General features: G+C 40.3%; 19 protein-coding genes and 1 riboswitch. Of the genes, 10 read left to right on the top strand and 9 right to left on the bottom strand.

Features of this window, described 5'->3' with window-relative positions; genetic code table 11:
• Positions 1 to 8: 8 nt before the first annotated feature.
• Together NST97_RS12410 and NST97_RS12405 are read left to right on the top strand one after the other, a co-directional pair.
• Positions 9 to 782: an ABC transporter ATP-binding protein gene (locus NST97_RS12410; RefSeq protein ID WP_341343318.1), complete on the top strand. Its 774-nt coding sequence runs from the start codon at positions 9 to 11 to the stop codon at positions 780 to 782.
• The gene (locus NST97_RS12405) at positions 775 to 1,467 is read left to right on the top strand and encodes an ABC transporter ATP-binding protein (protein WP_130156897.1); all 693 of its coding nucleotides are present in this window, start codon (positions 775 to 777) and stop codon (positions 1,465 to 1,467) included. The genes NST97_RS12410 and NST97_RS12405 overlap by 8 nt, the downstream gene beginning before the upstream one ends.
• Positions 1,468 to 2,062: 595 nt before the next feature.
• On the opposite strand, the gene NST97_RS12400 is transcribed toward NST97_RS12405, so the two are convergent.
• Complete coding sequence (locus tag NST97_RS12400; RefSeq protein WP_063389091.1) at positions 2,063 to 3,175, bottom strand: cobalamin-independent methionine synthase II family protein; 1,113 nt, start codon at positions 3,173 to 3,175, stop codon at positions 2,063 to 2,065.
• Between the two features lie 188 nt (positions 3,176 to 3,363).
• Positions 3,364 to 3,891 (bottom strand): YceI family protein, encoded by a 528-nt coding sequence (locus NST97_RS12395; RefSeq protein ID WP_063389090.1) that lies wholly within the window; start codon positions 3,889 to 3,891, stop codon positions 3,364 to 3,366.
• Between the two features lie 558 nt (positions 3,892 to 4,449).
• Between NST97_RS12395 and NST97_RS12390 the strand changes: the two genes are divergently transcribed.
• Both NST97_RS12390 and NST97_RS12385 read left to right on the top strand, forming a co-directional pair.
• On the top strand, positions 4,450 to 4,656 hold the full coding sequence (locus tag NST97_RS12390; protein ID WP_341343317.1) for an alpha/beta fold hydrolase: 207 nt from the start codon (positions 4,450 to 4,452) through the stop codon (positions 4,654 to 4,656).
• A 327-nt stretch (positions 4,657 to 4,983) separates the two neighbouring features.
• Positions 4,984 to 5,241 carry a hypothetical protein gene (locus NST97_RS12385; protein ID WP_341343316.1) on the top strand — a complete coding sequence of 86 codons (258 nt, stop codon included), beginning with the start codon at positions 4,984 to 4,986 and terminating at the stop codon, positions 5,239 to 5,241.
• Between the two features lie 99 nt (positions 5,242 to 5,340).
• On the opposite strand, the gene NST97_RS12380 is transcribed toward NST97_RS12385, so the two are convergent.
• Complete coding sequence (locus NST97_RS12380) at positions 5,341 to 5,991, bottom strand: HAD family hydrolase (protein WP_341343559.1); 651 nt, start codon at positions 5,989 to 5,991, stop codon at positions 5,341 to 5,343.
• A 599-nt stretch (positions 5,992 to 6,590) separates the two neighbouring features.
• Entirely contained in the window at positions 6,591 to 7,376 is a 786-nt protein-coding gene (locus tag NST97_RS12375; protein WP_341343315.1) for an HAD family hydrolase, read from the bottom strand.
• Between the two features lie 182 nt (positions 7,377 to 7,558).
• On the opposite strand from NST97_RS12375, the gene NST97_RS12370 reads away from it, so the two are divergent.
• Positions 7,559 to 7,858 (top strand): hypothetical protein, encoded by a 300-nt coding sequence (locus NST97_RS12370; RefSeq protein WP_063389087.1) that lies wholly within the window; start codon positions 7,559 to 7,561, stop codon positions 7,856 to 7,858.
• Between the two features lie 413 nt (positions 7,859 to 8,271).
• On the opposite strand, the gene NST97_RS12365 is transcribed toward NST97_RS12370, so the two are convergent.
• Genes NST97_RS12365 through NST97_RS12355 form a run of 3 tightly spaced genes read right to left on the bottom strand, consistent with a single transcriptional unit; the run spans position 8,272 to position 10,527 of the window.
• On the bottom strand, positions 8,272 to 8,994 hold the full coding sequence (locus NST97_RS12365) for an amino acid ABC transporter ATP-binding protein (RefSeq protein WP_341343314.1): 723 nt from the start codon (positions 8,992 to 8,994) through the stop codon (positions 8,272 to 8,274).
• A complete protein-coding gene (locus NST97_RS12360; protein ID WP_063389085.1) occupies positions 8,991 to 9,647 on the bottom strand; it encodes an amino acid ABC transporter permease in 657 nt (218 codons plus the stop codon). The genes NST97_RS12365 and NST97_RS12360 overlap by 4 nt, the downstream gene beginning before the upstream one ends.
• Before the next feature lie 58 nt (positions 9,648 to 9,705).
• A complete protein-coding gene (locus NST97_RS12355) occupies positions 9,706 to 10,527 on the bottom strand; it encodes a basic amino acid ABC transporter substrate-binding protein (RefSeq protein ID WP_341343313.1) in 822 nt (273 codons plus the stop codon).
• A gap of 421 nt (positions 10,528 to 10,948) precedes the next feature.
• Between NST97_RS12355 and thiM the strand changes: the two genes are divergently transcribed.
• Positions 10,949 to 11,755, top strand: a complete 807-nt coding sequence (thiM, locus tag NST97_RS12350) for a hydroxyethylthiazole kinase (protein ID WP_341343312.1) — start codon at positions 10,949 to 10,951, stop codon at positions 11,753 to 11,755.
• 17 nt (positions 11,756 to 11,772) lie between these two features.
• Entirely contained in the window at positions 11,773 to 12,423 is a 651-nt protein-coding gene (gene thiE, locus NST97_RS12345) for a thiamine phosphate synthase (protein WP_117016874.1), read from the top strand.
• Positions 12,424 to 12,623: 200 nt separating this feature from the next.
• Here the strand turns inward: thiE and metE are convergent, their stop codons facing one another.
• Positions 12,624 to 14,906: a 5-methyltetrahydropteroyltriglutamate--homocysteine S-methyltransferase gene (metE, locus tag NST97_RS12340; RefSeq protein ID WP_341343311.1), complete on the bottom strand. Its 2,283-nt coding sequence runs from the start codon at positions 14,904 to 14,906 to the stop codon at positions 12,624 to 12,626.
• A gap of 151 nt (positions 14,907 to 15,057) precedes the next feature.
• A riboswitch (cobalamin riboswitch) is annotated at positions 15,058 to 15,256 on the bottom strand.
• Between the two features lie 186 nt (positions 15,257 to 15,442).
• Positions 15,443 to 17,029, bottom strand: a complete 1,587-nt coding sequence (locus tag NST97_RS12335; protein ID WP_341343310.1) for a BCCT family transporter — start codon at positions 17,027 to 17,029, stop codon at positions 15,443 to 15,445.
• Between the two features lie 262 nt (positions 17,030 to 17,291).
• On the opposite strand from NST97_RS12335, the gene nfsA reads away from it, so the two are divergent.
• The 3 genes from nfsA to qoxB all read left to right on the top strand — a co-directional run bounded on the left by nfsA (position 17,292) and on the right by qoxB (position 21,476).
• Complete coding sequence (nfsA, locus tag NST97_RS12330; protein ID WP_341343309.1) at positions 17,292 to 18,041, top strand: oxygen-insensitive NADPH nitroreductase; 750 nt, start codon at positions 17,292 to 17,294, stop codon at positions 18,039 to 18,041.
• A gap of 505 nt (positions 18,042 to 18,546) precedes the next feature.
• A complete protein-coding gene (qoxA, locus tag NST97_RS12325; RefSeq protein WP_341343308.1) occupies positions 18,547 to 19,512 on the top strand; it encodes a cytochrome aa3 quinol oxidase subunit II in 966 nt (321 codons plus the stop codon).
• A gap of 23 nt (positions 19,513 to 19,535) precedes the next feature.
• Positions 19,536 to 21,476: a cytochrome aa3 quinol oxidase subunit I gene (gene qoxB / locus NST97_RS12320; RefSeq protein WP_063389079.1), complete on the top strand. Its 1,941-nt coding sequence runs from the start codon at positions 19,536 to 19,538 to the stop codon at positions 21,474 to 21,476.
• The last annotated feature ends 1 nt before the right edge of the window (position 21,477 follow it).

The raw sequence follows: 21,477 nt of genomic DNA, 5'->3' as shown, positions 1-21,477 counted from the left end.
GATGGGGCATGGAGAATCATGTAATCTTGAAGATTGATCGCGTGGGCATGCATTTTGGCGGTCTTGAAATTCTTAAGGATGTTTCATTGGAAGTGAAAAAAGGTGAGCGGATAGGCATTATCGGTCCGAATGGAGCCGGGAAAACGACCTTTTTCAACATTTTAACCGGCGACCTGAAGCCGAGCAGCGGGTCTATTTATTATAAAGGAGAAAATATAACGAATGTTTCCAACTTTAAACGTACAAACGCCGGAATCGTCCGCACCTTTCAACGAAACAATTTGTTGAATGAACTGACGGTGCTTGACAATTTATTATTAGTTTTACAGCGGAAACATCATTTGCAAAACGTGTGGTTTAAAAAGAGAAACGAAAAAAAATACCCGAAGCTTTTCGAGGAAGCAAACCAATTGATCAAAACTTGGGGATTGGAAAAGCGTGCAAATGAAATAGTGAAAAAGCTGTCATACGGCGAACAGCGGCAAATCGAAATTTTGCTTGGCATTGCGATCAATCCGCAAGTTTTATTATTAGATGAGCCGACTGCCGGCATGTCGCAGGCGGAAACGGATTATATTGTCGATTTGCTGCACAATTTGCCGAAGGACTTGACCGTTTTAATTATTGAGCATGATTTGGAGGTCGTATTTGGACTGGCGGATAGAATGGTCGTTTTATATGACGGAGGGATTCTCATTGACGGCGATCCAAATGAAGTGAGAAACGACAGGAGGGTGAACGAAATATATATTGGAAAGGAGGAAGCGGCAGCACATGCTTAAAGTTTCAGATTTAAATACATTTTACGGCGACAGCCACGTCCTCCATAATGTTTCGTTAACGGTTGAACAAGGCAAGGTAACCGTCCTGCTGGGAAGAAACGGAATGGGGAAAACAACAACGATTCATTCTATCATGGGAATCATTCAATCAAAAAAAGGAAAAATTGTGCTTGAAGAACAGGAAATTCAATCAAAGACGAGCTTCCAGGTTTCGAAATTAGGCGTTGCTCTTGTTCCACAAGGGAGAAGAATATTTCCGAATTTGACTGTAAAGGAGAATTTAATGACCACTTATAGGCCTGCCGAAAATGGCTGGACATTAGAACAAATTTATGACACGTTTCCAAGGCTGAAAGAAAGAGAAGCATCGATGGGAGGGGCTTTGAGCGGGGGAGAGCAGCAAATGCTCTCAATTGGACGCGCTTTGCTAACGAATCCTAAATTACTGCTGCTTGACGAGCCGTCAGAAGGATTGTCCCCATTGATGGTTCAGGAAGTGAAACGAATTATTCGTGAATTAAAGAAGCAAGGTCTTACAATGCTTTTAGTTGAACAAAATTTATCGATGGCGCTTGAGCTTGCAGACCGCATATATATTTTAAACAAAGGCTCGATCGTGTTTGAAGGCTCTCCCGACGAATTAAGCTCTGCTGTAAAGCATAAATATTTGCTGTTAAGTTCGTAAATTGTTCAGAAACATCTGATGATGATACTGTCAAAAAGAAAAAGGGGCTCTTAGAAAGTCAAATCGCCATTGAAAACAAAAAATCACAACGTTTCTAAAACATTAATGGGGGCGTCAATAAGCCGTAAAAACGACTTATTAAACACCCCTTTTTACATATTTTCCAGAATAATAGAACGGAAGAAACAGGTCATTACGGTGATTTTCCTAAATAAACTGATGAGCGGGCAGCACCTTATTTTGCAAAAATAAATTGTCGGCGATTTGCAATCAAATTTTCCAAAAGAAAAACAGAGCTGCTGCAATTTACGGTTTCCTGGCGTATCATTTCTAGAAATATTGATTCTTTATGCATAACCCGAATAGAGCTTTCGCAAAGCAGAAAAAGGTTCAATTTGGAACTCTTACATGCTGCGATTGCTTCGGAATGAACGATGAAACCAATCAATATAGGTAAAGCAAGCTGCTGCCCTTTATCGAAATTCCGCCACATTCTGTCCGCAAGCCTCGCTTAATCGATAGTTCATTGCACGAAATTCACGCTCAACGGGCTCTTAACATTACACACTTATGTAAGTATTTCTTTAGTAAACGATTATTTCCAAACCTCTTCGGCAATTTCTACGACATGGCGAAGTTTTGCCCATTGCTCGTCCTCTGTGAGCAGGTTTCCTTCCTCAGTTGATGCAAAACCGCACTGAGGGCTTAAGCAAAGCTGATTGAGATCAACAAATCGGGATGCTTCATCAATGCGCCGTTTAATTTCATCCTTATTTTCTAATTCTCCAAATTTTGACGTGATCAAGCCGAGAACGATGGATAAATTTGATCGGTTTACGAAGCGAAGGGGTTCAAAGCCGCCGGCTCTTTCGCTGTCATATTCCAAAAAGAAGCCGTCCACATTTACGCCTTCAAACAATATTTCCGCCACTGGCTCATAGCCGCCGGATGAAATCCAAGTGGAACGGAAATTGCCTCGGCATATGTGCATCGTAATTCTCATATCATCAGGACGATTGGCAACAGCTTCATTAATTGTTTTCGCATACAATTGTCCTAACGTATCCGGATTTAAGCCGCGGGCCCGCATTTGCTCCTTTTGCTCTTCTGAACAAAGATATGCCCATGATGTATCATCCAGCTGCAAATAACGGCAACCGGCATCGTAAAATGCTTGAATCGCTTTTTTATACGTTTGGGCTAAATCGTGGAAAAACTCGTCTTGATCTTCATAAGCGCTTTTTTCAATCGTCCCTCTAAAATGAAGCATGCTCGGGCTAGGGATAGTCATTTTGGCTGTATGGCCGGAAGCGATGCTGTTTAGAAACTTAAAATCTTCAAGCATCGGATGGCCGTTGAAATCTAGTTTGTCAACAACTTTAATAGAATGAGATTTTGTTTGTTTTTGATGGAATTGGATTCCGGTCTCTGTGTCGTATCCTTCAACACCTACTAAATTTTCAAGGAAGTCAAAGTGCCACCAAGCTCTTCGGAATTCGCCGTCTGTCACCGCTTTGAGGCCAATTTCCTTTTGTTTTTCGACGATGCGTGTGATTTCTTCGTTTTCCACCTCTCTTAATTGCTCAGCTGTTATTTCCCCATTTGCTTTTTTCAATCGGGCTTGTTTAATTCGGTCTGTTCTTAACAGACTGCCTACATGATCTGCTCGGTAAGGCGGCAAGTGGCGTTGCAATGATTGATGGGACATATGCTGTTTTCCTCCTTCTCCGGTTGAAATATTATGAATAATAACAAAAAATAAAAGAAAAGTAAACTTTATAAGCAAGGGGATTTTTCATTAGAGAGGTATGAATGCCATTTTTTGATAAATTTTCATAAAATAAAAGCCCTCAGCCGCCATGTGCGGCCAAGGGCAAATCACTTGCCTGAGAAAGATTAGCTAATGACAAATTCGAAGCTGCCGAATAATTTTACATCTTTGCCGATGAGGAATCCTCCTGTTTCAAGAGCAGCGTTCCATGTTAAACCATAGTCTTCGCGATTGATTTTTCCTTCTACATCAAATCCTGCGACAATGCTTCCGTCCAACGGGTTTTTCGATTGACCGTTGAATTCTACTTTGAACGTTTCGGTTCTAGTAACATTTCTAATTGTCAATTTTCCTGTTACTTCATAGTCATCGTCGGAAACCTTTTTAATAGATTCGCTGACAAACGTGATGACCGGATAGTTTTCGACATCAAAAAAATCCCCGGAACGAAGATGGTTGTCTCTGTCTTCATTTTTTGTGTCAATAGAAGAAGCTTGAACTGTTACTTTTACTTTTGCAGATTCGAGCTGATCGACATCACCGTCAACTTCTACATCAAATTGCGTGAATTCTCCCTTTGCTTTGGAAACCATTAAGTGTTTTACTTGGAAAGAAATAGAGCTGTGCACCTTATCTAATTGAAAATTTGCCATTTTTTATTTTCCTCCTTTTGTTTTGATATTATCATAACCGAAAAATATCTCGAATTCAAATATTTTTATATAAATATTTTTTGACAAGGTAAAAGAAAAAAGAACCAATTTTGATAAGATCTTCTTTAAGTAGACAGTGGACAAGGCCCATATACTTAGAGGGGATTTTTTTGAAACGAAAAGAGCAAACATTTCGTCATTATTAAGAAAAAGGCTCTGCTTCCTTATTGACGAAAAGCACCCTTTAGAAAATTCGCGTTTTTTATTTTTAACATTGGCTATTGTTTAACCTCTGCAAGCAATTGGCCTATTGCAAAGGAATCAGGGCGGGAGAGATGGTTCGAATGGCGTTGGCATAGCCGATCCAATAGAATGTTTTATAGAGAGAAGTGAAAGAATGAACAGTAAAAAGAAATCTTGATTTTGGATAATTCCAAAAAATATTTTTTTGTTTATGATTACAGCGGCTCTGATTTGAGGCGTTTTCCATCACATCATGACAGTGTATAAGCAAAATATCCACCATTAGGACAATTAGTTGAAGTAGATGGAAAGAATATGCACGTTTATACAAAAGGTGATGGAGAAAACACGATTGTGTTATTAAGCGGTTTAGGCACAGCAGCTCCCGTGTTAGATTTCGACCCCTTAGTAAATGAATTGGCAAAGAATCATAAAGTGGTCGTAGTAGAGAGCTTTGGATATGGTTGGAGCAACGTAACGAATAAGGAACGAACAGTGGAAAATATAGTGGAGGAAATTTGAACCGCTCTAAAAAAATCAAATATAGAAGGTCCATACATATTGATGCCGCCCTCTATTTCTGGCATATACAGCATGTATTATGCTAATGCATATCCAGATGAAGTGAAAGCAGTTATAGGGATTGATTTCACCTTGCCGCAGGTTTTAGAGTATTTCGGCGAGTCAGCTCCAACAATGTCCGAATATATGAAGTATGTTTTCACCAACTGGAATTGCACGATTGGCATTATATATCATTCCTGATGATTTCCTTCCTAGTGGCTGAAAAAGGTACTTATTCCGAAGAGAATTTAACAATGACCAGGCATATCAGGCGGGAAAGTTAAATTGACTGTTTGCTCAATATATTTTTTATTTCATTTGCTTCTTGTTGTATCCTTTGTCTTGATTTTTACTTCGAAAGAAGATCGAGTGAACGAAGATGGGAAATCCAATGTAACTTTTTATCAAACGAAATTAAGCCACAGTTTTTCAAGTAAAATAGTTACTTTAGAAGGAAATCATTATCTTCATTGGACTCGTTATAAAGAAATGAGTGCACACGTAAATGATTTCACGAAAACATTTGCAGGTGGTGTTCATTGAGGAAGCAGCTAGATAAAGGACCTCCTTGGGGGTTCTTTATCTAGCGAATTATCAAATATTATTTGATAGAGCTTAGCATTAATACGAGATTTTAATTCTTTATTGTTCAATAAGTTTTATGACATCACTTAAACTTTTTTCTGCCATGGATTGAAGTCGCAAATCATAATTTTCGAAAGGTAAAGACTCCGTTACTGGATTTGGCACAATTACGCATTTCAGTCCAGCAGCTAGAGCTGCTTGGAGCCCATTTAAAGAATCTTCAAATGCTAATGCTTCGTTTGAGCTGATGTTTAAGGCATCAACTGCTTTTAAATACAAATCAGGTGCCGGTTTTACCTTCTCAACATCATCCTGCGTGATAATAGTATTAAAATAGTTTAACATCCCAAGTTCATCTAAATAATGAGTTACCCACTCCCTTGTGGAGCTTGAAGCAATAGCAATTTTATATCCTAAATCGTTTGCTTCTTGCAAATAATCCTTTACACCTTCACGTGCCTGAGGTGTTTTCATCTTTTCTTTATAAATGCTTTCTGCTTTGGCATCAATTTCCTCAATATTACAGCTTTCTCCCAATTGTTGTTTGAAAAACTCGTAAAGTACAGTATTATCTGATCCAACGCTTTTTACATAATGTTCAAGGGGCAAATCAACATTATAATAACCTAAAGTTTCTTTATAAGCCTCAAACCAGGGAGTCTCTGTGTCTATAATTAAACCGTCGAAATCAAAAATAATTGCTTTTATCAAAGCCTTTTCTCCTTTCCACTCATGAGGATAAAATAAATACACCTTCATAAACTATATGCAATAAAGTTAACTCAGTATGTTCCAGCAATCCTGAGCACCAATCGATTGCTCATGATTTCAATAATAGTCTAATCGTTTTTTTTATGCGGATAAAGGAATATATATTGTATCGGTTCGCGCTCATAATTAGGAGCACATTTCCTGACCTTTCAGTTCATTTCGTCAAATAAATTCGGTCCTCTCCCTGCCGCAAAACCTTCATCGCCCGTTTTTTCTCTCCAATGTAAACAAAGATGTCTCACTCCGGTCTTGAAGATGAGGGAAGGCCAGTTTTCTCTTTTCTGGTATTCGTCTAAGCAGAATAGAAGGACTCGGTCACATGGCAGCCGTTCTGGCAAAGACAGCTGCCTGGATCACGCTGCATCGAGTCCTTTTTTTACCTTAAAATAGAAATGTTGTATTTTTCTCACTGTAATACAACATCATGAACAATTTTTGCATTGTGCTCCAGCTGAATACCGAAACACAGTTTTGCATAATCTTTTTTTACAACTGTCTATTTGGCAGGGAAAAGACTATTTACACAGTCTTCTTACTTATTCAACGAGACCAAGCTTTTTCAAACCGTGATAGACACCGGAATTTGTTACGTCTGTTGTTTGGTGCTTCGCATATGGCAAAAGGTTTGGATCTGCGTTCCCCATTGCAAAACCTTCGCCGACTATTGAGAGCATCTCTTTATCATTCATGGCATCGCCAAAGGCAATGGCACTTTCTTTTGGCACGCCAAGATAATTTAATATTGCTTTGACAGCTTTGCCTTTATTGACCTTTTCCCTAATGACATCGTAGCATTGGGCCAGGCCTTCGATATTTACTTGAGACAAGTATATAAGATCGTCTTTTTCATAAAGAGAAACATCGCGATCAGCTAAATTTAATATCGTCATTCCTAAAACTTGATCGATGATATCATACGAAAACAACTCATTTTTTTGTAAATGAAATTTTTGAATGAAATCTTTTATGGCAGGGGAATCAAACGAGCTAAGGACATTTTTTTCTCTTGTATACATGACGAGCTCATGTCCATGGTGTTTGGCGATATGCACAAAGTTTTGAACAATATCTGGATTCATCGGCTCTTTTAAAATCTCGCGGCCCCTATAAACCGTAAATGCGCCGTTATAGCCAATAAACGATTGAACGTTCAGCTCTTTGCCGATATGCGAAATTTCATGCAAAGGTCTCCCTGTTGCCAGAAAGACCTCTACACCTTGTTTCTGAACTGCAGCTACAGCTCTTTTCGTAGATTCTTGAATTTGATCATCCGGTGTCAAAATTGTTCCGTCTATGTCCAAAAATAAAAGTTTATATGTCATCTCTATAAACTCCCGTTAAAATTTATTTTGTTGTAAGATTTTATCATAAAATAAAAATTGTGAAAACTCTAGCAAGATGAATTGTCTTGCAAAAATAGTTTTTGTGCCGGGCTGAAGAATATTTGAAACATTTCAATTCGCCAATTCGTATATTGAAAAAACGAATACAGAGGTGGATTTATATGTCAGTAGTCAACATTTTAAAATGGGTAAGCGGGGGTCTTGAAGCATTTTTCGGAATTCCAGTTATAGGTGGAACGATTATATTATCTTTCCTATGGACGCCTTTGGCGTTTATGTTTGTACTGCACCTTGTGACGTTGATTTTTGCCATTATAACAAATAAAAACAAGCATGGCAGCATTTTAGGAATTATTACTTCCTGCATTGCATGGATTCCGATTGTTGGAATGGTGATGCATATCATAACGGCAATTTTCCTTTTGATCGATGCATACCGTGAGTTTAAATATGAAATTTAATGTTTTTTTTGCTTACAGGGCCTTAGACCCTGTTTTTTTGAAAAAAAGTTACTGACCTAAAAAATTGGATGTGTTATCGGCATCTGTGCCTTCTGCTTTCTAATCCAAGATGAGAAATGTCAGTCTTCAAAAACTGAACAACTTTGGTACAAGCCGCGATGCTACGACAATTCAAATAGTACTTTCAAGCAGGAACTTCAGGCTGGGAAATATACGAAAGGCTTACCGTCCGAACACTTCTGGATGCTGATGGCAAATAATATATGAAGAACGAGTGCGTAGTGCGTAAGAGGGGAGAAGCTCCATTGAGAAAAAGATAAAGGACAAGCTTTTCGGCTTGTCCGAAATGAATTCGTATGAGATTTGATTGAAAAGGAGTTTAAGTCAACCCGCATGCCGGATACTTGCCTTATTCACAGCACTTTGCTTAAAAAAGCTTTTGTTCGTTCGTGTTTAGGATTGTTAAAAAGCTCGCTAGGTGTGTTTTCCTCTACAATATATCCGCCGTCCATGAAAATCACTCGATCGCTAACTTCTTTGGCAAATCCGATTTCGTGTGTTACGACAATCATTGTCATTCCTTCGTTTGCCAATTCTTTCATGACATTCAGCACTTCACCGACCATTTCCGGATCAAGTGCGGAAGTTGGTTCGTCAAAAAGCATGATTTTAGGATTCATTGCAAGAGCGCGGGCAATGGCAACGCGCTGTTTTTGGCCCCCTGATAATTCGCTTGGATAGCTTGAAGCTTTTTCGCTTAATCCCACTTTTTTCAGCAGCTGCAAAGCTTTTTCGTTTGCTTCCTGTTCCGAGACTCCTTTTACTTTTATCGGAGCAAGTGTAATATTTTCCAACACTGTTTTATGCGGAAATAGGTTAAACTGCTGAAACACCATTCCAACCTCTTGGCGAACTTTATTAATGTCCAAGTTTGGATTTGTAATATCTTGACCGTTCACGATAACCTGTCCTGCCGTAATGTCCTCAAGCTTGTTTAAACAGCGAAGAAACGTGCTTTTGCCTGAACCGGATGGACCAATGACGCATACAACTTCTTTTTCTTTAATGTCTACACTGATGTCTTTTAACACTTCAAGATTCCCAAAGCTTTTCTTTAAATGTTTTACTTGAATCATCCGGTTGTTGTTCTCCTTTCAACAAAGCTTAATAATTTGCTTAAGGACAATGTCAGAACAAGATAGATGAGCGCAACGGTGAGGTATGGCTCCCAAACGATATAATATTGCCCCTGCATAGCCCGTCCCCAATACATCAGCTCAGGGGTGGCAATGATGGCGGCGATTGACGACTCTTTTATTAAAATGACGAATTCATTGCCAAGAGGCGGAATCATCCGTTTCGTCGCCTGCGGCAAAATGACATAGCGCATCGCCTGTTTATGGCTCATACCGAGAGATCTTGCAGCTTCCATCTGTCCTTTATCAATCGATTGAATACCTGCACGGAATATCTCTGCAATGTAGGCGGCAGAGTTTAAAGAAAGTGCAACAATTGCTGCTATAATTCCATTCGTATCACCGATTAGCAGCGGTACGAGCCCGAAATGAACGAGCAGCATCTGGACAAAAAGAGGCGTGCCTCTGAAAAATGTAACGTACCATGAAAAGGGCAGGCGAATAAATTTATTTTGAGCAATTTTCCCAATGCCGATAAAAAGACCCAAAATGGTGCCGATGGCGATTGCACCAAGAGAGAGTCCAATTGTTACAAGCGTTCCTTGGAAGAAAAAGGGTGCATATTCAGCTATGAGATCAAAACGAAAATTCATACATATATCTCCCCGCATGCATTGCCGGACAAGCAAAATGCCGGCGAAATGCTAAAAATTATTGCTGATTTTTTAATATATCGATATCTGGTTCTACACCAAACCATTTTTGGTAAATTTCACTGTACGTTCCGTTTTCCAATATTGAATTGATCGCTTTGTCAAGCTCTGCTTTCAATTTGCTTCCTTTCGGGAACATCAAACCGTAATATTCCGAATCAAAGTTTTCCGGATCTTTAATGGCTTTTAATTTTTTGTCAGGATTGTTTTTAATATATTCGTTGACAACCGCGTTATCGGCCACAACTGCGTCTGCGCCTCCGTTCAGAAGTTCCATGATCGCGAGGACGTTGTCTTCAAATTTTTTAACCGTTCCATCGCCGCCAAGTATTTTTTCGGCAGCGGTCTGGCCGGTTGTGCCATTTTGGACGGCAACCGTTTTTCCTTTCAGATCAAGCGCATTTTGAATATCGCTGTCTTCGGGAATTAAAATCATAAGTGTAGATTCAAAATATGGAACCGAAAAATCGTATGTTTGTTTGCGGTCTTCTGTAATGGACACAGAAGAAGCTGCCAAGTCGGCTTGTTTGCCTTGAACTTCTGCAAACATTGGATCCCATCCGGTATGCTTGATGTCTACATCATATCCGGCCTCTTTCGCCACTGCGTTGATAAAATCGATATCAAAGCCGACAACTTCACCTTTGTCCATATATTCAAACGGTGCGTATGCCGCGTTTGTAACAACCTTTAACGTTTCTTTCTTCTCACTGCTTGCTCCTTTATCGTCTTCAGAACCTCCTGCACCGCATGCTGAAAGTATAAGCATTAGGCTTATAAAAACAGCAAGTGCAATTATTTTGCTAAAATATTTTTTCATAAGTACCTCCTTATAAATGAATCAAAGAATGAAATTCGTTTCGACATTTACTGGTCTATTATAAATGAAAGATGTATATTCTTTCAATAACATGCATATTGATTCGAAATGATTGTTTTATTTGAAATTATATCATAAAAAGTGTCATGTTAAAATGAACAATTGCAGGCGGATAAAGAGCAAATTTTTCATGAAGAAGACGAAAATTTGGATTGTAAATAAAAAGAGAGTATAATGATTGGCAGAAATTATCATAAAAAAGCAGGTGCAGAACTTTTGGCACCAACCTGAAAATACAAATTCTTCTGTCTTATCGTTCAAATTTGTTGGGGAATTACGGAATTTGTTGGAATAATTTCCAATACATGATGCGCTTTGCAGCTTGGACAAGATGCTTTAGCTTTCTAGAAGGAGTGAGAAAATGAATAAAGAACAATTGATTTTGGCGCTAGAAAAGGTTCGCGCCCAAAATCCTCTCGTCCACAACATTACGAATGTCGTCGTCACCAACTTTACAGCAAACGGTTTGCTGGCGATTGGGGCTTCACCGGTAATGGCATATGCAAAGGAAGAAGTGGCGGATATGGCGAAAATAGCCGGCGCACTCGTCTTAAATATCGGGACGTTAACAAGTGATGTCGTGGAAGCGATGATACTTGCGGGAAAATCGGCAAACGAAAACGGCGTACCGGTCATTTTAGACCCTGTTGGCGCTGGCGCCACACCTTACCGGACAGAAGCTGCCCAACAAATATTAAAAGAGGTTCGTGTTTCCATCGTTCGCGGAAATGCGCCTGAAATTGCCAATGTTATCGGCGAAAAGCTCCAAATGAAAGGAGTGGATGCCGTTGGTTCAGCTGCCGATCCAGTTTTATTGGCTGAGAAAGCGGCAAAGCAGTTAAACGCTGTTGTCGTCATAACCGGGAAAGAAGACGTGGCGACAGATGGCCAAACGACATATCAAGTCCAGAACGGACATCCGATTTTAACAAAAGTAACGGGCACAGGCTGTCTGTTATCATCCATTATCGGCGCTTTTTCCGCAGTTGAACAAGATTTGCTCGTTGCCTCAGTGGCAAGCCTTGTCTCTTATGGTGTGGCGGCGGAAATAGCATACAGTGTGACAGAAGGCAGGGGACCGGGAAGCTTTCAAATCGAATTATTGAACCAGCTGGCAAAGGTGACGGGAGACGAGTTGCTGAAAAAAGGGTCTTTTATAAAAAAATAAAAGCAAAGGTGATAAACATGGCGCGAGTGTCGGCAAATAAAATGCGGGAGCTGCTAAAGGTGTATTTTATTATGGGCAGTGTAAACTGCAAAAGGAAGCCTGCTGATGTGCTTGAAGAGGCGATTGCAGGCGGGATTACGCTTTTTCAATACCGTGAAAAAGGTGCGTGGGCTTTAACAGGCGAAGAAAAATGGCGGCTTGGAAAAGAGCTGCAGGCTATTTGCCAAAAACATCACATTCCGTTTATTGTCAACGATGACGTTGATCTGGCTATTGAACTAGATGCAGACGGCGTTCATATTGGGCAAGAGGATGAACCGGCTGATCTTGTCCGGAAAAAAATCGGTGACAAAATTTTAGGCGTTTCTGCACATACAATTGAAGAGGCGCAAAAGGCGGTTGTCCAAGGCGCTGATTATATCGGTGTGGGGCCAATCTTTTCTACAAACACGAAAGAGGATGCAAAAAAGCCACAAGGTCCAAAATTGATTGAAAGCATGCGCAAACAAGGGATCGACATCCCTATTGTCGGAATTGGCGGGATCAACATCGCCAACGCCGGTCAGGTGATCGCTAGCGGAGCAGACGGCATCTCCGTCATTTCTGCCATTTGTCTAGCGGATGATGTTAAGGAAAGTGCAGCTCAACTGAAGAAAGCAACGATGTGAAACATTTTCTTTCAATAAGATTTTGTGGATATAAAATATTTACATATAGGTTCGGCTTTTGAAAGTCGGCGAAAGGGGATTTCTTTTATAAACGTAAAAAAGGAGCGGCAAGGCTCCTTTTTTAAATGAAAGTATAGAAACTGACATTTCTGCCGGTTTTATCGGGATTTGACTGCTGAGAGAATCGGCCTACACTTTTCTTAAATTTGTGCAGCAGTTATTTTTTCTCGATAGGTTTTCGCAGCTTCGACCATGACTTTTAAAGCACTAATCGTTTCATCCACTGATCTTGTTTTTAGGCCGCAGTCAGGGTTAACCCAAAACTGGCGCACGTCAAGCACTGCTAAGGCGCGGTCGATATTTTTTGCCATTTCTTCAACGGATGGAATTCGCGGGCTGTGAATGTCATATACGCCTAAGCCAATCTCTCTTTTATATTGATACGTTTCAAAAGCATGAACAAGCTCTCCATGGCTGCGGGACGATTCAATCGAGATAACGTCTGCATCAAGCTTATCGATCGCTTCCATCATATCTTCAAACTGGGAATAGCACATATGAGTATGAATTTGTGTTTCCGGTTTGACGGAGCTGGTGGCAAGTTTGAAAGCTTCGACGGCGTTTTCGATGTATTGATTTTGCTTCGATCTTTTTAACGGCAGCCCTTCACGGATAGCAGGTTCATCAACTTGAATCATTCCTATGCCGTTTTTCTCCAGAGCTAATACTTCTTCGCGGATGGCAAGGGCAATCTGGCGAAGAACGTCCGCATAGCTAATGTCATCACGGACAAAAGACCAGTTTAAGATGGTGACAGGTCCAGTCAGCATTCCTTTTACAGGTTTGTCCGTCAATGATTGGGCATAGACGCTTTCTTTGACGGTCATCGGCTGATCAAAGGCAACGTCGCCATAAATGATCGGCGGTCTGACGCAGCGCGAACCGTAAGATTGCACCCAGCCGTTTTTGGTAACAGCAATTCCTTTTAGTTTTTCTCCGAAATATTCCACCATGTCCGTTCGTTCAAATTCCCCGTGGACCAATACATCAAGTTCAAGCTGTTCCTGAATATCAATCCATTTTTTGATTTCATCTTTGATAATAGACTCATATTGCTCGTTTGTGTATTCGCCTTTCCGCCATTTTAAACGGGTTTGGCGGATTTCTTTCGTCTGCGGAAAGCTGCCGATCGTTGTTGTCGGTAGAATTGGCAAGTTCCATCTATTTTTATGCAGCTTGCGCCGAACAGAAAAGTCCACACGGTTCGTCGGGTAGGATTCAATCTTGGCGGCTGCCTCTTGCACGTTTCGGTTTGTCCGAAAATCAGAATTCATAAATTGCGTGTAATAACGGTCATCGTATCGTAAATCGCTTATACTTAATTCACCTTTTGCATATTGTGTCAGCTGATGGACTTCACTTAATTTTTCGTCTGCAAAGGAGAGAGCATTTTTTAAAATTTCCGGCAATTCGTGTTCATTTTTTACGGTAACCGGCACATGGAGCAAGCTGCAGGAAGGTTGAATGATCAATCGATCAACATCAACATGCTGAGCGAGAAAATCAATTTTGCTTGCTTTTTCTTCTAATGATGCCCTCCATATGTTGCGGCCGCTGATTAAACCGGCAGCCAATATTTTGTCTTTTGGAAACCCGAATTTTTGGATGTTTGCACTGTTGGCTCCCCCATCATGTACAAAATCAAGACCGATAGCAGCAACAGGCAATGAAACGATATGTTGATAGTGAGAAAGACTTTCAAAATAAGTTTGCAACAGTATGTTCAAAGATGGATTCGCTTCGTGAAAAGCTTCATACACTTCTTTAAACAACGGAATCAATGACTCATCAATTTCCTGAACGAGAACAGGCTCATCGATTTGCACCCACTTTGCGCCTGCTTGATGCAACTCTGTCAACAATTGAATATAAACTGGGATGAAAGCAGATAAATGCTTATAAAAATCTCGTTTTTCATATTTTTTCGCCAGCATTAAAAAAGTAATCGGCCCTAAAACAACAGGTTTTGTCTCAATATTTAGTTCGTCTTTTGCTTCATTGTAAAGCTTGAGCAGACGGTTTTCCAAAAAAGCAGGCGGCTTATTTTCCAGTTCCGGAACGATATAATGATAATTTGTATCAAACCATTTTGTCATTTCTAAAGCCTCGGCTTCTTCGGATCCCCTTGCCATTGCGAAATATGTTTTGATGGAACGGGGATCCATATGCTGGAACCTCGAAGGAATATATCCAAACATGAAAGCAGTATCGAGAACGTGGTCATAAAACGAAAAATCTCCTACGGGAATCAGCTCAATTCCGCTTTCATGCTGTTTCTTTAAGTTGGAAAGACGGATCTTTTTCAACGTTTCCAGTAAGCTGCTTTCAGAAATGTCTCCATTCCAAAATAATTCCAAAGCTTTTTTCCATTCCCGGCGTTCGCCAATTCGCGGATAGCCAAGATTTGAACTAATGGCTGCCATTACGAAAACCTCCCATTTGATTTTTGCTCAACACAATAAAAAAGCCCTCTTTACGCTAATAAAAGAGGGACTGGATATCCTAGCTCGTGTTGAGGCACCCAAATGGTTTCAACATGAACATGGCTTCTCACTCCTCCCTATGACGCGTAGGTCGTAGTGCATACAACAGGCAGGTCTCCTGACTTAGGTTCAACGCTTTTGATCTCCTTCCCATTTCTCTGGCAGAAACAGTGGCTGATGATCAAAAGCTCCCCATCACAGTGGCGCGACCGTGTTGGAATTTCACCAAACTTCCCTTTTAAGCGCATATTGCGGCTGCAATATGACGCACCTGTTGCTGGTACACATATGAAACTATAATTATCAGAATAGAGGATTTTTTTTTATTTTTCAACACCACATTTGCAATTAAAAAGAAAAATTTTTTAGGAAAGTAGATGGCTTGCGATTTCTTCCGCTTTACATGACAAAAACCCGCCAGAACATAAAGGTTTTCTGCGGGTCTTTACAGCGGTTGGGATTTTTCCGGAAAACAGTTATTTCGAGAGAAGGTTTCTTTTCACGCCTTTCTTTTTAGGATACATTTTAAATAATTGAGATTTACTGGAATAAAAATCTTGGTTTGCCGCTTTGATAAAAGAACCGGCTAAAAGGACAAAAATAAACAACAAAGGGAAACCGCCAATAATGCTAACAGTCTGCAATGTGGACAATCCGCCGAGGTACATTAAAATAAGCGGCAAAACGGAAAGAGCAAAAGCCCAAAATAAACGGTTCCATCGCAAAGGTTCATCGGCAACTTCTTTTTGGACAACAGATGCTAAAATATAAGAGCTTGAATCAAACGTTGTTGCTAAAAAGATCACGGCAAGCACAGTAAATACGGCAATCACAATGTTGCTTAACGGCAATTGTTTCAATATTCCGATAATGGCTGCTGATCCGCCATGTTCATCTAATGTAGCTGTTACATGGTATTGGCCTGTCAGTTCTAAAAATAATCCAAAGTTTCCTAAAATCCCAAAAAAGAGAATGCAGCCGAGCGTTCCATATACTACTGTTCCGAGCGTCATTTCGCGGACAGTGCGTCCTTTTGAAATTTTAGCGACGAACAAGCCGACAAATGGAGCGTACACGAGCCACCAAGCCCAATAAAATACCGTCCATGATTCCGGAAAGCCTGTTCGTTCAAACGGTCCTAAACTGTTAAAAGGTTCAGTCCATAAAGACATCCGCATGTAATGATCAAGCATGATGCCGATGCTGTTGACGGCCGTTTCCGCCAGAAAGACGGTCGGGCCGGCAAGGAAGACAAACACCAACAATAATACGGCAAGCCATAGGTTGATGTCGCTCAAAATTTTAATGCCTTTCCGCAAACCGGAGTAAGCGCTTGCTGCGAAGATCAATGTACAAATAAGCAAAACCACTGTTTGGAGTGTCATCGAAGGTTCGATGCCGGAAAGTTCATGAATTCCTTCTGTAATGAGCGGCGTCCCTAAAGCGAGTGTCGTTCCAGCTCCGCCCAGCAAACCAAACATAAACAAGACATCAATGATTTTGCCTATTGGTCCATCTGCTTTTTTGCCAATGAGAGGCCGGCACGCTTCGCTTACTTTTAACACCGGTTTTTTCTTTACATAATAGAAATAGCTGATTGGCAGGGCAGGGAGGCAATAGATGGCCCATGCCGTCGGTCCCCAATGAAAAATTCCATATGCGGCCGCCCATTCAACGGCTTCTTTTGATCTAGGTTCGATGCCAAATGGAGGTCCCGTATAGTAGTAAGCCCATTCAATCGTTCCCCAATAAAGAACACTTGATCCAATTCCAGCGCAAAAAAGCATAGCTGCCCAAGATAATGTCGGAAACTCAGCCTTTTCTAAAGGATCCCCCAGTTTGATTTTTCCGTATCGGCTAAAAGAAACATAAAGAATAAAAATCAATACTGCTGCATCCATGATTAAATACAATATTCCAAATTTTTGTGTTAAAAAGCTGCTGGCAGCTAATACAATGGCTTCGCCTTGTTCAGGGAATACTGCTAATGGAGCGGCTACAATTAACAGCAAAAGCAGCGCCCCGATAAAGGTCGGCCAATCCATAATGTTTCGATTCTTCATCAAATCCCCCTTTAAAAAAGATTACATTTTATTATATCTTTAAACAAAATTGATAGAAAGTTTAATTTTTCAGATTAATTTGTCGTAATAAGCTTTTTTATTCAATTTATTTTATTTTTTATAAGAAATCCTTATAAATGCTCTCGATTACGGCCAAATCCTTACGTTTCACATTTTGCTTGGCCGAAAAACAAAATCGATGAAATGGGCGTCTAAAAAAGTTAAACTTTGAGAAAAGAATATAAAAGAAAGGATGATGATGATGAATAAAGTGATCGAAACCATTTTAAACCATCGATCCGTTCGAAAATTTGAAGATCGGCCGCTTACGGATGAACAAATACGCTTAATTGTGGAATGTGCCCAATCGGCCTCGACTTCAAGTTACATACAAGCTTACTCAATCATTGGGGTGAAAAATCCGGAAACGAAAAAAAAACTTGCGGAACTGGCGGGGAACCAAGACTATGTGGAAAAAAGCGGCCATTTATTTGTTTTTTGCGCAGATCTGCACCGGCACGAACTAATAGGCGAAATGGAAGATAAAGACGTGACGGTATCCTTGGAAAGCACAGAAAAATTTATGGTTGCGCTTATTGATGCGGCATTGGCCGCTCAAAATGCTGCGTTGGCGGCTGAGTCAATGGGACTCGGCATTTGCTACATCGGAGGCATCCGCAATAATTTAGAAGAAGTATCAAAGCTGTTGAAAATTCCAAACAAGGTCATCCCTCTTTTTGCATTAACTGTCGGCTACCCTGCAAAAGAAACGGCGAAAAAACCAAGAATACCTTTTGAGCATATTTATCATGAGGAAGAATATAAGCAAGATCAAGAAGCATATGTGCGCGAGCTTGAACAATATAATGAAATAGTATCCAATTATTATGATCAGCGAACAAACGGGATTCGCAAAGATACTTGGACTGGTCAAATGGCTCGCATGCTTTCGAATCCGACAAGAATGTACATGAAGCAATTTGTTGAGAAAAAAGGATTGAATTTACATTAAAGCTTCAGCTCCTATCTCGATTTTATGAAGATAGGAGCTTTATTTTTGAACAGAAAATTGTATGTAAGTCATTTATCCGAACTCTTCCTTTCAGTATGAATTTGTTTATTTTTCCCCTGACTAGGCAAGGTCTAGGCATATCGGCTGCTAACCCATTCTGCTTATTTCCTCACTTGGCAAATTTAAATGATACATCGGTTCAAGAAATCAGATGAAAACGTCATTTTTCAGCTTCTTCACGTACATCCCTCGAAAATACATTCCCATTAGCTTTTATATGGAAAATATAGAGAAGATTCCCTGAAAAAACGGAATTTCTCTATATTGTGTCAGATTCGTGGCAAAAATTTTACAAAAAATTTATCGTTTCTTGACTGTTTTTTGAATTAAAGTTTATTTCGATAAAAATGTGATAAAGTTCATTTACAACTCAATTATTTTTTGAATCGATTAAGTCGGTTTTTTATGAAAATTGAAAACATTTCTGATTTGAGAGGGATCGAAAATGCCGGCACAACAACAAAAATGGTTGAACTTGTTTATGAAGGTTTTACCACTGTCATTGCTTTTTTTGTTGACAGGTTGCAGTGAACGCTTTGTTTTATTAAATCCGAAAGGACCTGTAGCAGAGGTTCAAAAGGATTTAATCCTTTGGTCAATTTGGTTTATGCTGTTTATTATTGTTGTCATCTTTGTGCTATTTGCAGTTATTTTATGGAAATATAGGGAGAGACCGGAAAATCTTGATTATGAGCCTCCTGACCAGCACGGAAATACACTTCTGGAAATCATTTGGACAGCTATTCCTGTGTTGATTGTCATTGCATTGGCGATACCAACGGTTAAGGCGACTTTTGAGCTTGAAAAACCGCCGAAGGAATCTAGAGGAGTTGAACCAATTGTAATTCATGCGACAGCAGCCGATTGGAAATGGATTTTCAGCTATCCGGAGGAAAATATTGAAACAGTCAATTATGTCAACATTCCAAAAGATGTTCCAGTTGAATTTAAATTGACAGCTGTCGGCGGGATGAGCGCTTTATGGATTCCAGAGTTGGGCGGACAAAAATATAATATGGCTGGAATGGGAATGACTCTTTATTTGCAGGCTGATCATGTCGGGACGTTTAAAGGGCGGAATTCAAATTTTACAGGAGAAGGATTTGCCCATCAAACATTTGATGTGAACGCAATGGAAAAAGAAGATTTTTATAAATGGGTGAAAGAAACACAAGCATCAGCTCCATTGCTGACGAAAAAACAATTTAACGAAATCATCCAAGTCGGAGTTTTAAAAGATAAATTGACTTTTTCTGGAACACATTTGGCGTGGGTTGATTTTGCGAAGCCAGGTGAGCATTTAGACAATATCCCTGCAAAAGAAAAGCACGGTACCATAAAATTGGAGGAAGTTGAATCTGATCATCATGATAATCGTGAACATGAAAGCTATCAGCACGAAGGACATTAATCGGAAGGAAGGAGGAACGTGCTGTGAAATGGGATGAATTTTTCGTTACCGGCGAACCCCTTATATATATGGCGGATGCAGCCATTGTATTAACAATTATTGGTATCGTTTTTGTATTAACCTATTTTAAAAAATGGAAATGGCTGTGGAAAGAGTGGCTAACGACTGTTGACCATAAAAAAATAGGGATTATGTATATTATTTCCGCCGTATTAATGCTATTCCGAGGGGGCGTAGACGCACTTTTAATGCGCGCCCAATTGACAGTGCCAAATAATACGTTTTTAGATTCACAGCATTATAATGAAATTTTCACTACACATGGAACCATTATGATTTTATTTATGGCAATGCCGTTCATATTCGGGATCATGAACATTGCAGTTCCTCTCCAAATTGGAGCTAGAGATGTGGCGTTCCCGTATTTGAATGCACTCAGCTTCTGGACGTTTTTCTTTGGCGCCTTGCTGTTCAACATTTCATTTGTGATCGGCGGCTCACCGGATGCAGGGTGGACGGCATACATGCCTCTTGCTGGAAATGAACTCAGCCCGGGGCCGGGCCAAAATTATTATTTATTAGGATTGCAAATTTCAGGGATCGGTTCATTAATCTCCGGTATTAATTTCATTGTAACGATTCTAAAAATGAGAGCTCCTGGAATGACTTTAATGCGCATGCCGATGTTTACATGGGCAACACTTATTACGTCTATATTGGTTGTTTTCGCTTTTCCGGTATTGACGGTTGCTTTAGCATTAATGACGTTGGACAGAATATTTGGCACTCACTTTTTTACGCTTTCAGGCGATGGAGTGCCAATGCATTGGGCGAACCTGTTCTGGATTTGGGGGCACCCGGAAGTGTATATTGCCATTTTGCCAGCGTTTGGGGTTTTTTCGGAAGTTGTCTCAACGTTTGCAAGAAAACGTCTTTTCGGTTATACAGCCATGGTTTGGTCCATGGTGGCGATTTCTGTATTAAGTATGCTCGTTTGGGTGCACCACTTTTTCACAATGGGTTCAGGAGCCCCGGTTAATGCATTTTTCTCTGTATCGACGATGGCGATAGCCATACCGACAGGGGTAAAAATCTTTAACTGGCTCTTCACTTTATATAAAGGTCGAATCAAATTCACATCTGCGATGCTATGGTCTTTGGCGTTTATTCCAACTTTCGTCATCGGCGGGGTTACAGGTGTGATGCTTTCGATGGCTGCGGCCGATTACCAATATCATAATACGTATTTCCTTGTAGCCCATTTCCATAATACGTTAATTTGCGGTACGGTCTTTGCTGTCTTTGCAGCGCTTCATTATTGGTATCCGAAAATGTTTGGCGTCATTTTAAATGAAAAGCTCGGCAAAATTACGTTCTGGTTTTTCGTCCTTGGCTTTAATGTATGTTTCTTGCCGCAATATGTTTTAGGATTTATGGGCATGCCAAGAAGAATTTACACATATCCGGCAGATGCCGGCTGGACGGAATTAAACGTCATTTCGACTATTGGCGCAGTTATGATGGGAATCGGCTTTATCTTCCTGTGTATTAATGTTGTGTACACGTACTTTAAAGGCGAGCGTGACCTCACGGGAGATCCTTGGGATGGCCGGACGCTGGAATGGTCTATTCCGTCGCCTGCACCGCATTACAACTTTGCCGTAACACCGCAGGTAAAAGGTCTTGACGCTTGGTGGATGATGAAGAAGGAACGGAAAGAAGGAAAAGAAGAAGAGGAGCCGGAATATAAACCAATCCATATGCCATCAAATTCGGGGCGGCCTTTCATCATGTCGATCTTCTTCTTTATAGCCGGCTTCGGTTTAGTTTTCGAATGGATGCCGGTTGCGATCATCGGATTGATCGGCGTTATCATCTGCATGATTTTGCGCTCTTTTGAATATGATGATGGATACTATGTGCCGGTCGAAGAAATTAAACAGACGGAAGCAGGGAGGGAGTAAC

The sequence above is a fragment of the Aeribacillus sp. FSL K6-1305 genome (assembly GCF_038050115.1).
GTDB lineage: Bacteria > Bacillota > Bacilli > Bacillales > Aeribacillaceae > Aeribacillus > Aeribacillus composti.
The sequence above is the reverse complement of the archived record's forward strand: the minus strand, read 5'-3'. Positions and strand labels throughout refer to the sequence as shown.